We start from the raw sequence: 12,968 nt of genomic DNA, 5'->3' as shown, positions 1-12,968 counted from the left end.
GATTTTGGTTCATGCCTCAACCCTTCTGGGTGAAGCATAAACCACAAGAATCCAAAATCCAAAATCCAAAATCCAAAATTATTATCAGCTAGGAGTTCCGGAAAAATTCAACCAAACCAAGTACGAGATGGTTAAACCAATGGCAATTAGCGCCACCCAGATAAAGCGATTATCTCTGGTATTGACCTGACTGAGGTCAACAAATTCTCGCTCGGCAGGTTTTGGCTTTTGCTCCCCAGAAGATTTAGTAGACTTAGCAGGTACAGAAATTTTGAGTTCATTATCGGCTAATGCGCCCAAATCGGGGATTTCGGTCATCCATTCGCTGGGTCTTTTCAGCTTTGGTGCTTTTAAGATATAAAGCATCCGCCGCGCTTGTTTGCTGATTTCAAAATGGGCATGGCGTTTGAGTCTTTCGCAAAGAGCGATCGCATCATCCGTGCGTCCAGCCGCTTCATAAGCTGTCACTAGATGAATTTCTACTTCGCCCCCAAGACGAGAATTACGAGCTAATAGAGCGCTGGCCTTTTCTAAATTTTCTACGGCTTTGCGGTATTGCCCATTCTCAAAGGCAACTTTCCCAGCCTGGTAGCGGGTTTTAGCAATTTCTAGACTTTCTGTATTCACGTCTTATACAAAAATTAGCACTATTTTCATTTTGCCAATGCCAGCAATCTTTTTAGAATCTTTTCAAAAGCTGGCAATCTGAAAGTGGATAAACTTCTAAAATTTTAAGTAAGTAGCTGCGACTATTTTCTGATTAAAAATTCCGGTATCAAATGCAGGTGAGCAAAATTATGTTGAAAATCAAGCATTCGCAACTGAATTGGCTCTTAGCAGGTATGACTTTAGCAGTGATGGGTGTAAGCATTGCTCCAGCTTCTGCCCAGCGCGCATTCGTGATTGATAGTGGTTATGGAGTCAGGCGATCGCATTCCGCCCAGCGCGCATTCGTGAATGATGGTGGTTATGGAGTCTGGCGTAGCTGCGGAGCAGCTTGTCGTCAGACATCGCCTTCTGTGGGTTCCTTTATTTATGGTAGTCCGATTCCTACGCCGATGCCTGTAGATCCAACAACAGGACTGATACCACAACGCAATCATTACCGCGATTATTCCTATCCCCAGTTCAGGCAAAACGTGAGAAATTTCACGCCGATCGATCCAACAATTCGAGACTCAACCCTAGTTAATCCAGTAATTATCAATAATTCATGGCCTCGTACACCATTTAGCGGTGGGCGATCGCGAGTTATTATTACCTATCCTCGGTAGAGTAGGGAGATGAGGGGATAATAAGAACTCTTTACTCCTCACTCCTCACTTCTCACTGAGCACTCGGCACTCTAATAGGTAAACTGCGAACCGAGAATCATCGTCCCAATCCCAACATCAGTAAAGATTTCTAGTAACAGGGCGTGGGGAATGCGACCATCGATAATGTGTGCGGCACGGACTCCTTGAGCAAGCGATCGCACACAACAATTCACTTTGGGAATCATCCCACCGCTAACTATACCATCAGCAATCAACTCGCGGGCTTCACGAATATCTACTTTCGGAATCAAAGTAGATTGGTCTTTGTAATCTTTTAAAATTCCACTGGTGTCAGTCAGTAAAATTAACTTTTCTGCCCCTAATGCAGCAGCGATTTCCCCGGCTACGGTATCGGCGTTAATGTTATAAGCTTGTCCCGTTTCGTCTGCGGCGACGCTAGAGACTACCGGAATATAGCCATTGCTAGCGAGGGTTTCCAAAATCTTGATATTCACATTGGTGACTTCCCCCACAAAGCCGATGCCTTCTTCACCTTGGGAACGGGCTGTAAATAGATTACCGTCTTTACCGCAAAGTCCTACAGCCAATCCACCAGCTTGGTTAATCAAGGAGACAATTTCTTTATTAACTCGACCAACTAAAACCATTTCCACCACATCCATTGTGGCAGCATCAGTGACTCGCAGACCATTTTTAAACTGTGGTTCGATGCCCAGCTTATCTAACCAACTGTTAATTTCTGGGCCACCACCGTGGACTACAATCGGACGCAAGCCCACGCAGGATAAGAATACAATGTCGCGGATAACTTTGTCTTTGAGTGCGCTATCTTTCATTGCTGCGCCACCATATTTGACAACAACAGTGCGACCGGTGAATTGTTGAATATAAGGTAGTGCTTCGCTGAGTACACGTACACGAGTGGCTTCAGCTTGCCTGATGTATTCAGAATCGTTGACCGTCATGAGGAGCCGCCGTTAAGAGTTAAAACCTATTTCAGTAAGTGTAGAAGACTTTGTAACTCGTCACAATCTCTGATGCCATTGAGTATGTCTGTACTGATAAGCCATAGCTGTTTAGTTCGTCTCAGAAATGTGAAAATCTATAAAAGAAGGACTAGCAACCAAAATCGAAAATTATCAGGAGAAATATGGATACACCGATTCTCGATCGGCTAATTGAAGAATTAAAAGTGATGCCTGAAGACTTGCAATATCGAGTGCTGGAGTTTGCCCGAACTTTACTAGGTTCGCAAATTCATGGTGTTCCAGGTAAACAATTATTAAATTTTGCAGGTACAATATCACCAAACGATATTCAGTTGATGCGCGAAGCGATTGAAGAAGGTTGCGAACAGGTAGATATAGATGAGTGGTAGATACCTGCTTGACACTAATATTATTATTGCTTTATTTGCAAATGATATCGAAGTAAATAATCAGCTGGTAAATGCAGAAGAAATTTTTATTCCTAGTGTTGCTATTGGTGAATTGTTTTACGGTGCAATAAAATCAGGGCGATCGCAAGGGAATTTAAAACGTATTGAGGAATTTATTGCCAGAAATACGGTCATTGGATGTGATGTAGAAACTGCCCGTAAATATGGTGAAGTTAAGAATAAATTGCACCTCAAAGGTCGTCCATTACCCGAAAATGATATTTGGATTGCATCTGTTGCAATTCAGTATCATTTAATTCTTGTTACGCGAGATGCTCATTTTCAAGAGGTTGAAAACCTACAAACAGTAGCTTGGTGAATACGTCTTGTACACAAGTAGCTTCAGCTTGCCTGATGTATTCAGAATCGTTGACCGTCATGAGGAGCCGCCGTTAAGAGTTAAAACCTATTTCAGTAAGTATAGAAGACTTTGTAGCTCGTCACAATCTCTGATGCCCAATTTAAGTAAGTATATTTGTACTATAATGACTCTAGCAATCTGGCTGGATTTGTAAAAATATGGTTGCTTGTTGTGTAGATAACACAGCAATAACAGTAATAGTGGCAGTATCTCTTTTGTAAGGAGATACTTTTATAGGACTTACGCACTCAGATCCCCCAACCCCCTTAAAAAGGCAGGGCTGTTTCATCCGAAATTTCAGGGATTTTGTCAAGAGTATGAGTCAGAAATTTGCTTGAGTGGGAAAAACAAAAACTACCACCTCAACCAGTAAATTTAAGTGCAATCGTCATTTTCCTGCCCAATCAGATTTTTAAGTCACCTGATTTTTTTGCTTGAAACGCTTGTAAATCAGTGCCTTTTAGGGAATGAATCAGCCCTGCCTTAAAAAGGGGGCTTTAGAAGTTCCCCCCAATTTATCGGGGGGCTAGGGGGGATCTAGGCTTCAAGCTTCAGTGCGTAAGTTCTATTTTAGTGGTGTTAATAAGCGCTTTATTAGAGTCATGGATATTAAAGAATTACTCAAACAGTATGCCTCTGGGGAAAGAAATTTTATTGGCGTTAGTTTAAGGGATGCTAATTTACTAGGTATTAACTTGAGCGAGGCTAATTTAAGCAACTCTAATTTAAGAAATGCCGAGTTACATGGGGCTAATCTTCAACGAACTATTCTTAAAGGAGTTGATTTACAAGGAGCAAATCTACGTTATGTAATGCTAGATGAAGCAGATTTGAGTAATGCCGATTTAACTGAGTGCAATTTTCAATATGCCAGCTTAAAAAGGGCAAAACTAACAAACTGTAAAATCTTGGAAAGCAGTTTAGAAGGTGCAAATCTAGAAGGTACAAATCTAGAAGGTGCAGAAATAGTCGATACAAGTTTCGAGGATACAAATCTCACAAATGCTAATTTAAGTAATGCTGAGATTGGAGAATCAAGTGGTTCGCCAGAATTCAGGGGCGCTATTTTGTGCAACACGATTATGCCAAGTGGTCATATTTGCAACGACAATTGTAATCCTGCTGCGATTAAAGATATTTTGTTGCAACGTTACGCATTAGGAGAACGGGATTTTACAAACAATTTCAGTTATGTTGAATTAAGGCTTTCTGATTTGCAAGGAGCTGATTTAAGTGGTGTACAGCTTCCTGGTATAAAACTGTGGAATGGTCTTTTACAAGGCGTAAATCTAAGTAATGCAAATTTGAGTGGTGCTTGGTTAATTGAAATTTTTTTCCAAAATGCCAATTTAGAAGGTATTAATCTTGAAGAAAGCAAATTGAGTAGCTCATCTTTTAAATCCACTAATTTAAGAAGATCAAACTTCAAAAGTGCTAGATTGGACGTGGGAAAACATGGTTTTGTTGTGACAGATTTAACAAATGCAGACTTCACTGAAGCGGATTTGAGTAATGCCAATTTAGAAAGAACTATAGTCAGTAAAGCTAATTTTACTAAAGCTAACTTAATAAATGCAAATCTAAGTAAGACTGATTTGATGCGTGCCAATTTCAGCGAAGCTAACTTAACTGGAGTTAACTTGAGTGAAGCAGTTTACTGTTCAGAAACAATTTTTCCTGCAAATGTTGATTTATCTCAAGCTATCCCAATTATCTCTGGAGTAAATTTATCTGGACATCACAAATATCTTTTATCTTGCAGAGATTTACACTCTCTTAATTTAAGTAAAGCTAACTTAAGCGGTCTTTACATGAATGATGTTAATTTGAGTGGTGCAAACCTTAATGAATCTAATCTTAGCAATACTCGTTTAAGTCATGCAAATTTAAAAGGTGCAAGTTTAATAGGTGTTAACCTTACTAAGGCTTCTTTAGGTGGTGCTAATTTAAGTAATGCTGATCTTAGTTATAGCATCATGACTAATACCAATTTAGTAGGAGCATTTTATAATTCAGAAACTATTTTTCCTAATGGTACTGATTTATCAAAAGCTATATATCTTGATTCAGGCGCAAATCTATCTAATATCTTTTTCACAAAAATTAATTTAAATAGAGTTAATTTATCTAACACCAACTTAAGTAATTCAATTTTAAAGTATATTGACCTAAGTTATGCAAACCTAAGTTATGCTAATCTAACTAATGCCAATTTGGAAGGCGCGATTTTAGATGGTGCAAATCTGAAAGGAGCAATATTCAGTACTACTATTATGCCTGATGGTAGTGTTCGGAATAACTGATACTAAATAAATCACTGTTGCCAAATTACCCGACACAACAAGCAAGCGATCGCTCTTTCAAACCTCTAAAATTAAAATCATTCGGCTGAAGCTAGGGAATGAAAATGACCACACTGCTAATTCAAACTGAAAGCACACCCCTAACGGTAAATTTCCCCTCTCTTGTAGAGATGACAAATGAGCAGTTCTACGAATTTTGTCAAGCCAATGGAGATTTACGAATTGAGCGTACTGCCAATGGGGAAGTCATCATTATGCCACCAGCTTTTTCAGATACGGGCAACCGTAACTTTAACATTGCTGCACAGCTTGGGTATTGGACTGAACAAGATGGCACTGGCATAGGCTTTGACTCCAGTACAGGTTTTACACTACCCAATGGAGCGATGCGTTCCCCTGATGCTTCTTGGATTGAACTGGAGCGCTGGAATGCCTTAACAGATTCACAAAAAGCTTCGTTTGCACCAATTTGTCCCAGCTTTGTGATTGAGTTGCGCTCCTTAAGCGTAGGCGTAGCCCGTCGTAGACATCGCTTGATAAAATTACAAGAGAAAATGCAGGAGTACATCGATAACGGTGCATCATTAGGCTGGTTAATCGATCGGCAGAATCGAAAAGTCTACATTTACCGTCCGAATCGAGAAGTTGAAATTTTGGATAATCCCGAAGCAGTTAGTGGCAATCCAGAATTACCAGGGTTTATCCTGCGGATGAGCAAAATTTGGTAATTTGAGTCTTCCTAATGAGAAACAGGTTTTTTCAGCACACTAGGAATTGCCTCAAGTATTCGCTTGGCAACATCTTCAGGTGTATCTCCCTCTCGCTCGATGATGTGCAAATCGGCTTGAGAGTAAAGTGGTGTTCGTTGTTCGAGGAGCGATCGCAACTTAGCTTTAGGATCGATATCTTGCAGCAGTGGCCTTGTGGTATCCTTAGCTAAACGGCTGTAAATTATCTCCACTGGCGTATCTAGCCACACTATCAAACCGTGGTGCAAGTAACCCCAATTTTCTCGCCGCAATACAATGCCCCCACCAGTTGCGATAGTCAACTTTGTAAAAGCGCAAACTTGTGAAAGTACGTCGCTTTCTAACTGGCGAAATCCAGCTTCACCAACTTGTGCAAATAACTGATTGATAGATTTACCTGTTGCTTGGGCAATTACATCATCGGTATCTACAAACCCATAACCCAGTTCTTTTGCTAGTAAGCGCCCTACTGTCGTCTTACCAACGCCCATAATACCAATTAAGTACAGGTTGACTCCTTGTAATAAGCTGCTCACCAGTTGCTTCGCTCCAATTCTGAGTGCTGAGTCACAGTTTCTAATTATAAACTTAACGATTCATACGTGCGTATTCAAGCAATGCCTGGGTTAGGTTGTGCCAACACACTCGATCGCCCATCACATTGGAAAAGCGATCGCTAATAAGATGATAATCATAATATAATTTGTTCTTATAGGAGCGTTTCTCGATCGGATGTCCAAAATACCAGTAATCTCAGAACACATTGAAATTACTCCGGGTGTGTGTGGGGGTAAACCGCGCATTGCTGGACACCGAATTAGAGTGCAAGATATTGTTATTTGGCACGAACAGATGGGGCTTTCCCCTGACGAAATCGTTTATCATTATCCCAGCATCACTTTAGCTGATGTCTATGCTGCTCTAGCTTATTACCACGATCGTCAAGATGAGATCAGGCAGCAAATTGCAGAAGGAGAAGCCTTTGTTAGAGAAGTACAAACTGAAACTCCTTCGATTTTGCAAGAGAAACTAAAGAATCGAAATGACACAAAAAATTCGATTCCACCTAGATGAGAATGTTAGTAATGCTATAGCAGAAGGCTTACGTCGTCGTGGGATTGATGTGACGACTACATCAGAAACAGGACTGATAGCTGCATCAGATGGAGAACAGCTTTATTTTACAATATCTCAGAATCGGGTAATTTTCACTCATGATGATGGCTTTGTGATACTTCATCAAGGTGGCTTGATTATGCACTCAGGAATTATTTACTGTGCTCAAAATCGGCGCTCAATTGGGGAAATATTGAGGAGTTTAATTTTAATCTGGGAAGTTCTTGAGCCAGAAGAAATGAAATATCAACTTGAATTTATCTGAAAGCTTTTATTGTTTTACTTAAATGTAAAAAAGCAATGCGATACTTTCTGGTGTGTCCGTTACGCGTAGCTTGTTTAAGAGCAGGGGTATGCTAACGCATCTTGGGCGACTCCAGTTTTTCACCTTGATTGAGTATCTGACTTGGTTACTCAGCATTTATTCTATGTATTTATCTAATCAATTAGAAAGATAAACTCTAGCAGTATTACTGCTATGACTTTGATAAACTCCATTAGAAATTTCCGCAGAATTATAACTGTAAAGTAGACATCTCAGGAATTTATTTTCAACGGGCATTAAGGGTTTTTCCTTTGCAAATTCAAAATCAACGTGTAACTTTTATCACTTGAGATTGGTTTTAGCCTATACAAATACATCTTCTATTTGAGTTGAATGAATTACTGTTATTACTAATATGAATGTATTTAAAGTAACTTAGGCAATAAAGTAACGATTCTTCTCTGAAATTACCATCAGTAATAACTGATGAATTTCTTAGGAATGTAGTAATTTTTCGGAAGTAACTAGGTAATTGCTGCATAATAATGCCTATGCTTAACCAAAAAATTAACTTAGCTTGTTTGAAACTTTATCCAAACAATATCTGTCTATCTGAATAATCAGGGTTTTTACTCTGATGGATAATTTTAAGTATACACAATACCGTGTTTCTAACAGCACAGGGTCGTTATTCTAAAAGTTCAGTTATAACAAGACTCGCTCAATTAAATGTTTTTAATAAAGGTGTAAATAATGACTGATTTACCGCGATCGCCCAAAAAAAACTTGCAAATAAATTGAAGTTTCGACACAAAGACTACTGCATATTCCACCCCAATAAGCCTGAATGAATAAATATTGTATGAATGAGGTGTCAACCATGACTCGAATTCGTGACGTTGTAGAAAGAGCTTTAGCAACTGGTTATTTGACAGTTGAAGCTGAAGATCAACTACGACAACTGTTGACTACTCGATATGACTTGGAAGATTTTAATGCTTTCATGACTTTGCAGGAAGCCGCTATGACTGGTAAGGTCAAGCAGGAGTCTAGAGAGCGGTGTGGCATTAAATAGAGATGTCGCCTGCTACATCTCACCGACGGGGGCGTTTACCATCATCTTCAAAATCATCATCATCCTCAAAAAATTCCCAATCATCATCATCGGCTTGATTGGTAGTTGGCGGCTGGTAAGGGGGGATAATTACTCGGTAATCAGCATCGTAAATTGATTCAGTTTTTCCTGCTGCCGTATTTTTTGGCTCGCGGTAGCTGTAGGAATAAACTGAACCAGACCGAGAGCTGCTTTTGGCTTCTGATTGACGTTCGTAAGTTGTTGAGTCTCTAGGTTGTTGAGCCTGAGAATTAGGAATAGATGCTTCTTCTGACTTTTCATCAAAGTTCCAATCATCATCTCTACTGCTATTTGTCTCCCAATCATCAAATTCCTCACTGCTAGGCTCTTCTCTTTTACTAGCTGGTGGTGGAGGATTAGCAGGGCGAGATGTCGGTTCTTGTCTTTGAGTTGCCTTCGCACGACTTGAAGGGGCGGTTGCTCTATTAGAAGTTTGGCGTTGTCCTGCCACAAAATAATTGGATAAATTAAATAAGGTAGCAATCAATATCGATGTGAAAGCACCAGTGGCAGTACTGAACAAAATCCATATCGCTAGTGGTAATGGTTGAGTTCGCACGCCCAAAAATACTAGCGATAGGGCAGGTGAGAAATTTTGGACTAATAACAGCGTTAGTCCTCCCAGTACTGCCACCAATAGAATTAAGCGAATTACAGCCATAGCAATTTTGTCAGTTGTCATTTACTGAAGAGGAAAGGGGGCAGGGGGCAGAAGGCAGGGGACAGGGGGAAAACCTCATAAATAAATTTATTGACCCTAATAGAGCCGAGAATTCCAGAATCTTTCTCCCTCTGCCCCCTGCTCACTACTCCCCTGCCTCTTTGGTCAGTGGTCAGTTATCAGTCTGAATATTATTCGTTAATTACTCTTCACTGACTACTGACACTATCAGCCATCTCTATCATTACCTTTTTAGGACTATTGTGAAATTTACAATAAATCCACTCAGGGTGTTAGCGACGACCTTGCCACCGCTGAATTGGAATACAGTCAATATCTAGTTGATCTAAAGCACGGGCAACTACAAAATCAACTAAATCCTCGATGGTTTGGGGATTGTGATACCAGGCGGGAATAGCGGGGACAACTCTCACTCCAACTTCTGCTAAAGAAGTTAAGTTACGCAGGTGGATGAGGCTAAAAGGCGTTTCACGCGGGACAATAACCAGCTTTCGCCCTTCTTTGAGTTGGACATCCGCTGCCCGTTCTAGTAAATCGGAACTCAAGCCAACTGCTAGCTTTGCTACTGTACTCATGCTGCATGGAATAATCATCATCCCCAGAGTGGCAAAGGAACCGCTGGCAATTCCGGCTCCGACATCGCTCCAAGGATGACACCGGAGTTTACCGGCAAGTGCAACACCAGCTTGCTCTCGCCAGAATTGTTCTTGCCCGGTTGGTTCTGGTGGCATCCGAATTTCCTGTTCTGACTGCCAAACCATGTAAGTTGATTTAGAGGCAACCAATTCAATGCTATACTCCGCTTCTAGCAAAAATTTGATCGCGCGAACAGCGTAAATCAGACCAGATGCGCCCGATACGCCTAAAATTAAAGGTTTGGTGTTATTTGACACGTAAAGTTTAGTTTATAAGAGGCAGGGGGCAGGGGGCAGGGGGCAGGGGGAAAGGTACAAACCTCGCCGTAGGCGAAAGCACCGTTGCTCTCATTCTTTCCTTGGTTGAGAGCAACAAGCGTAAGTGGCGTGGTTTTTCTCCCCTGCTCCCTGCTCCCTGCTCCTCTGCTTTTTCACTTTACTCATCCTCAGAGTAAGGATCTAGGTCATCAGGCTCCATATCATTTGGTAAGTAGAGGTCTGAAAGGTCTTCACGGGAATCATTGCCAGTTAAACCTTTGGCAATGCCATCGCTACCGACTGTTACCAAATCAATTTGCTGACGGTAGTAATCGACACTCTTAACTTGGACGGCGACGCGATCGCCTAATCGATAAGAAGCGCGATTTTTGCGCCCAAATAGTGCTTGTTGTCTGGCGCGATATTCATACCAATCGTCTTTGAGAGAACTGACGTGTACCAATCCTTCTACTCGCAAAGGCACACCAGGATTACTGCTGGATTCCACCTCGGCTGCTGGTACTTCAATTTCCACAAAGAAACCGTAGGATTGAACCCCGGTAATCACGCCTTGAAATACCTGACCGATGCGCTGCTTCATCAGTTGGGCTTTTTGCAGTCCGGCTAAATCGGCTTCGGCTTCTTGGACTTCTTTTTCTCGGTCGTTGATTTGGACAATTACCCTGGTCAAATCGCTTTGCAGTTCTTGTTGCAATTCTGGGGGTAAAACGTTCCAGTTAATTTCCTCATGGCTGGAGGAGTGGCGGAGGTTAACGCGCTCTCTGACACGGGTATTGCGGCGATCGCGTCCGTTTTCCAGTAGCGTGTAATACACTCTCTGCATCAGCAAATCTGGGAACCGCCGCAAGGGAGCGCTAAAATGAACATATTGCGGTAGTGCCAGACCAAAGTGAGATCCTTTGGTGGTACTGTATGCAGACGGTTTCAGTGTATCTTGTAATAAGTAGGTAAGAACTTGCTCGGAGGGAGATTCAGCAAAAGCTGTGGTCAAATGTTGGTAATCTAAGGGTTGGATATCAACTTCTGGATCTAATGTGAGGTCAACGCCTAAATTCACTGCCAATTTCAGCATTTCCTGGACATCTTCAACATCAGGTGTGCCTTGGACTCGCCAGATAGCCGGAACACCAAGAGCATTTAAGTGAGTTGCAAACAGTTGATTAACTAATAGCACCAACTCCGTGAGTAGCGATCGCACTGGTAAATCATTCACCACCACAGCACCGAGAATTCCCTCATCATAATAGGCGTTTTGGCTAGGCGGCAGATTCAACTGGAGGCTACCACGATTTAACCGTACCTGTTTCACGGCTGTTTGCAAGGCTTGGAGGTCTTGCAGGATTTGGAAAACCTGTGATGATTTATCTTCAGCTTCACCTGTGAGAATTGCTTGGGCAAGTTCTGTACTCAGTGCAGTCTCGACATTGATGACACTGGGTTGAATTTCCCATTCCAGCACTTCTCCCGATTGGGGATCGATGGTAATTAAAAAAGAGATAGTTAAGCGATCGCTCCCAGGTACTAAAGAACAGCGTTCTGCTACAGCTGGGGGCAAGATTGGCAACACCAATTCTCCCAAATACACTGATTTGCCTCGTTTGAGTGCTTCTCTATCTAAGGCTTCGTCAGGTTGGACATAGTGAGAAACATCGGTGATATGAACGCCCAAAAGCCAATTTCCGGCTAAGTTTTTTTCTAAACTAAAAGCGTTTTCTATAATTTTGGTATCGCTATTTACTCCTTCAATCGTGAGAGTAAACAAATTACGTAAATCTAGCCGATTTTTCAGGTCTGCTTTGAGGAGCTTTTTGGGCAACCTCGCAGCTGCTTCTAGAACATTATCTGGAAAAGTCCGGGAAAGGTCGTGTTTGCACGTAACTAAATCTATATCAGCAGCAGCTTCGGCATCACTACCGAGGATTTGCACCACTCGACCAAGGGGAGGATATTGTGCCAACGGGTAACGCAAAACTTCCACATGAACCAAATGATCGATCGCTTCTTCTAACTTTGCCCCGTTAGGTTGAATCTTGAGTTCAAACAGTAAGCGATCGTCTAAAGGCACAGCCCGAAAACCAGTTTCTACTTGCTTAATTCGTGCCAGTAAAGTGTGGTTAGAGCGTTCGAGAATCAACTTCACCTCTCCTTCAGGAGAGCGACGGCGACTGCCTTCTTTCAGAACTCTTACCAAAACGCGATCGCCATTCCAAGCATTACTCAGATGACTTTCGCGGATGTAAATATCCTCGGCTCCTTCCACATCTTGAATAGCAAAGCAAAAGCCTTTACTAGAACAACGGAGTTTTGCCTCGATTATTCCCTCTTCTGAGACACGGCGGTACTTGCCCCGTTCCTTCACTAAAATACCGATTTTTTCCAGAACATCTAAGGCAATGTGAAGTTTTTGTAAACTTTTTTCATCTTCACAGCCAAGTTTCTTTTCTAAAACCTTCCGAGCTACCAATTTATCATCGGTGAAATTGGCAAGGAGTGTAGCGATTGAAAATTCCATGCAGTGAACCGACCTTTGGTCAAAACATCATTTGTTGTTTAATCTGGTTCTTTTCTGTATACTCTCACGGCTTACAGAAACAAGCTGGAAACTAATTGCTCTGAAGCAAGCTTCCTAAGTTCTAAGGAAAGGAAGCCCGACCCAGTAAAAGCGGGAAACTACTCCCGCAGTTCCTTTGCAAAGAAGCCGACCCACGGACAACTCTGGGCGTTTACG

14 protein-coding genes are annotated in these 12,968 nt (G+C 41.7%); 8 read left to right on the top strand and 6 right to left on the bottom strand.

Annotated elements, in window-relative coordinates; translation table 11 throughout:
* Positions 1 to 84: 84 nt before the first annotated feature.
* Positions 85 to 627, bottom strand: coding sequence for a tetratricopeptide repeat protein (locus tag ACR5KR_RS18950; RefSeq protein ID WP_445631000.1), 543 nt, complete (start codon positions 625 to 627; stop codon positions 85 to 87).
* Positions 628 to 797: 170 nt separating this feature from the next.
* On the opposite strand from ACR5KR_RS18950, the gene ACR5KR_RS18945 reads away from it, so the two are divergent.
* Entirely contained in the window at positions 798 to 1,274 is a 477-nt protein-coding gene (locus ACR5KR_RS18945) for a hypothetical protein (protein ID WP_445631001.1), read from the top strand.
* Between the two features lie 71 nt (positions 1,275 to 1,345).
* Here the strand turns inward: ACR5KR_RS18945 and argB are convergent, their stop codons facing one another.
* Positions 1,346 to 2,242, bottom strand: a complete 897-nt coding sequence (gene argB / locus ACR5KR_RS18940; protein ID WP_322692735.1) for an acetylglutamate kinase — start codon at positions 2,240 to 2,242, stop codon at positions 1,346 to 1,348.
* Positions 2,243 to 2,427: 185 nt separating this feature from the next.
* On the opposite strand from argB, the gene ACR5KR_RS18935 reads away from it, so the two are divergent.
* From ACR5KR_RS18935 to ACR5KR_RS18920, 4 genes are all read left to right on the top strand, one after another.
* Complete coding sequence (locus ACR5KR_RS18935) at positions 2,428 to 2,655, top strand: hypothetical protein (RefSeq protein WP_292736938.1); 228 nt, start codon at positions 2,428 to 2,430, stop codon at positions 2,653 to 2,655.
* Positions 2,645 to 3,034, top strand: coding sequence for a type II toxin-antitoxin system VapC family toxin (locus ACR5KR_RS18930; protein ID WP_445631002.1), 390 nt, complete (start codon positions 2,645 to 2,647; stop codon positions 3,032 to 3,034). Before ACR5KR_RS18935 ends, ACR5KR_RS18930 begins: the two co-directional genes overlap by 11 nt.
* 644 nt (positions 3,035 to 3,678) lie before the next feature.
* Positions 3,679 to 5,379, top strand: coding sequence for a pentapeptide repeat-containing protein (locus tag ACR5KR_RS18925; protein ID WP_448267591.1), 1,701 nt, complete (start codon positions 3,679 to 3,681; stop codon positions 5,377 to 5,379).
* A gap of 104 nt (positions 5,380 to 5,483) precedes the next feature.
* Positions 5,484 to 6,107 carry a Uma2 family endonuclease gene (locus tag ACR5KR_RS18920; RefSeq protein ID WP_448267590.1) on the top strand — a complete coding sequence of 208 codons (624 nt, stop codon included), beginning with the start codon at positions 5,484 to 5,486 and terminating at the stop codon, positions 6,105 to 6,107.
* 11 nt (positions 6,108 to 6,118) lie between these two features.
* Here ACR5KR_RS18920 and ACR5KR_RS18915 read toward each other — a convergent pair whose 3' ends face one another.
* Complete coding sequence (locus ACR5KR_RS18915) at positions 6,119 to 6,664, bottom strand: shikimate kinase (protein WP_448267588.1); 546 nt, start codon at positions 6,662 to 6,664, stop codon at positions 6,119 to 6,121.
* Positions 6,665 to 6,860: 196 nt separating this feature from the next.
* Between ACR5KR_RS18915 and ACR5KR_RS18910 the strand changes: the two genes are divergently transcribed.
* The 3 genes from ACR5KR_RS18910 to ACR5KR_RS18900 all read left to right on the top strand — a co-directional run bounded on the left by ACR5KR_RS18910 (position 6,861) and on the right by ACR5KR_RS18900 (position 8,584).
* Positions 6,861 to 7,202 carry a DUF433 domain-containing protein gene (locus tag ACR5KR_RS18910; RefSeq protein ID WP_448267587.1) on the top strand — a complete coding sequence of 114 codons (342 nt, stop codon included), beginning with the start codon at positions 6,861 to 6,863 and terminating at the stop codon, positions 7,200 to 7,202.
* On the top strand, positions 7,171 to 7,509 hold the full coding sequence (locus ACR5KR_RS18905) for a DUF5615 family PIN-like protein (protein WP_448267586.1): 339 nt from the start codon (positions 7,171 to 7,173) through the stop codon (positions 7,507 to 7,509). The genes ACR5KR_RS18910 and ACR5KR_RS18905 overlap by 32 nt, the downstream gene beginning before the upstream one ends.
* 880 nt (positions 7,510 to 8,389) lie before the next feature.
* Entirely contained in the window at positions 8,390 to 8,584 is a 195-nt protein-coding gene (locus tag ACR5KR_RS18900; protein WP_289797223.1) for a hypothetical protein, read from the top strand.
* Between the two features lie 19 nt (positions 8,585 to 8,603).
* Here the strand turns inward: ACR5KR_RS18900 and ACR5KR_RS18895 are convergent, their stop codons facing one another.
* From ACR5KR_RS18895 to ACR5KR_RS18885, 3 genes are all read right to left on the bottom strand, one after another.
* A complete protein-coding gene (locus ACR5KR_RS18895; protein WP_448267585.1) occupies positions 8,604 to 9,305 on the bottom strand; it encodes a LapA family protein in 702 nt (233 codons plus the stop codon).
* A 293-nt stretch (positions 9,306 to 9,598) separates the two neighbouring features.
* Entirely contained in the window at positions 9,599 to 10,219 is a 621-nt protein-coding gene (locus tag ACR5KR_RS18890; RefSeq protein ID WP_179065018.1) for a flavin prenyltransferase UbiX, read from the bottom strand.
* A 178-nt stretch (positions 10,220 to 10,397) separates the two neighbouring features.
* Complete coding sequence (locus tag ACR5KR_RS18885; protein ID WP_448267584.1) at positions 10,398 to 12,752, bottom strand: ribonuclease R family protein; 2,355 nt, start codon at positions 12,750 to 12,752, stop codon at positions 10,398 to 10,400.
* Positions 12,753 to 12,968: the final 216 nt, after the last annotated feature.

It is taken from the genome of Nostoc sp. DSM 114159 (assembly GCF_053470285.1).
This window is presented reverse-complemented; position numbering and strand designations above follow the sequence as displayed.

Coding starts and splice junctions, on each gene's coding strand:
- ACR5KR_RS18910 (WP_448267587.1), top strand. CDS start 6,861: ATGTCCAAAATACCAGTAATCTCAGAACACATTGAAATTACTCCGGGT.
- argB (WP_322692735.1), bottom strand. CDS start 2,242: ATGACGGTCAACGATTCTGAATACATCAGGCAAGCTGAAGCCACTCGT.
- ACR5KR_RS18905 (WP_448267586.1), top strand. CDS start 7,171: ATGACACAAAAAATTCGATTCCACCTAGATGAGAATGTTAGTAATGCT.
- ACR5KR_RS18935 (WP_292736938.1), top strand. CDS start 2,428: ATGGATACACCGATTCTCGATCGGCTAATTGAAGAATTAAAAGTGATG.
- ACR5KR_RS18925 (WP_448267591.1), top strand. CDS start 3,679: ATGGATATTAAAGAATTACTCAAACAGTATGCCTCTGGGGAAAGAAAT.
- ACR5KR_RS18885 (WP_448267584.1), bottom strand. CDS start 12,752: ATGGAATTTTCAATCGCTACACTCCTTGCCAATTTCACCGATGATAAA.
- ACR5KR_RS18895 (WP_448267585.1), bottom strand. CDS start 9,305: ATGGCTGTAATTCGCTTAATTCTATTGGTGGCAGTACTGGGAGGACTA.
- ACR5KR_RS18920 (WP_448267590.1), top strand. CDS start 5,484: ATGACCACACTGCTAATTCAAACTGAAAGCACACCCCTAACGGTAAAT.
- ACR5KR_RS18930 (WP_445631002.1), top strand. CDS start 2,645: ATGAGTGGTAGATACCTGCTTGACACTAATATTATTATTGCTTTATTT.
- ACR5KR_RS18900 (WP_289797223.1), top strand. CDS start 8,390: ATGACTCGAATTCGTGACGTTGTAGAAAGAGCTTTAGCAACTGGTTAT.
- ACR5KR_RS18945 (WP_445631001.1), top strand. CDS start 798: ATGTTGAAAATCAAGCATTCGCAACTGAATTGGCTCTTAGCAGGTATG.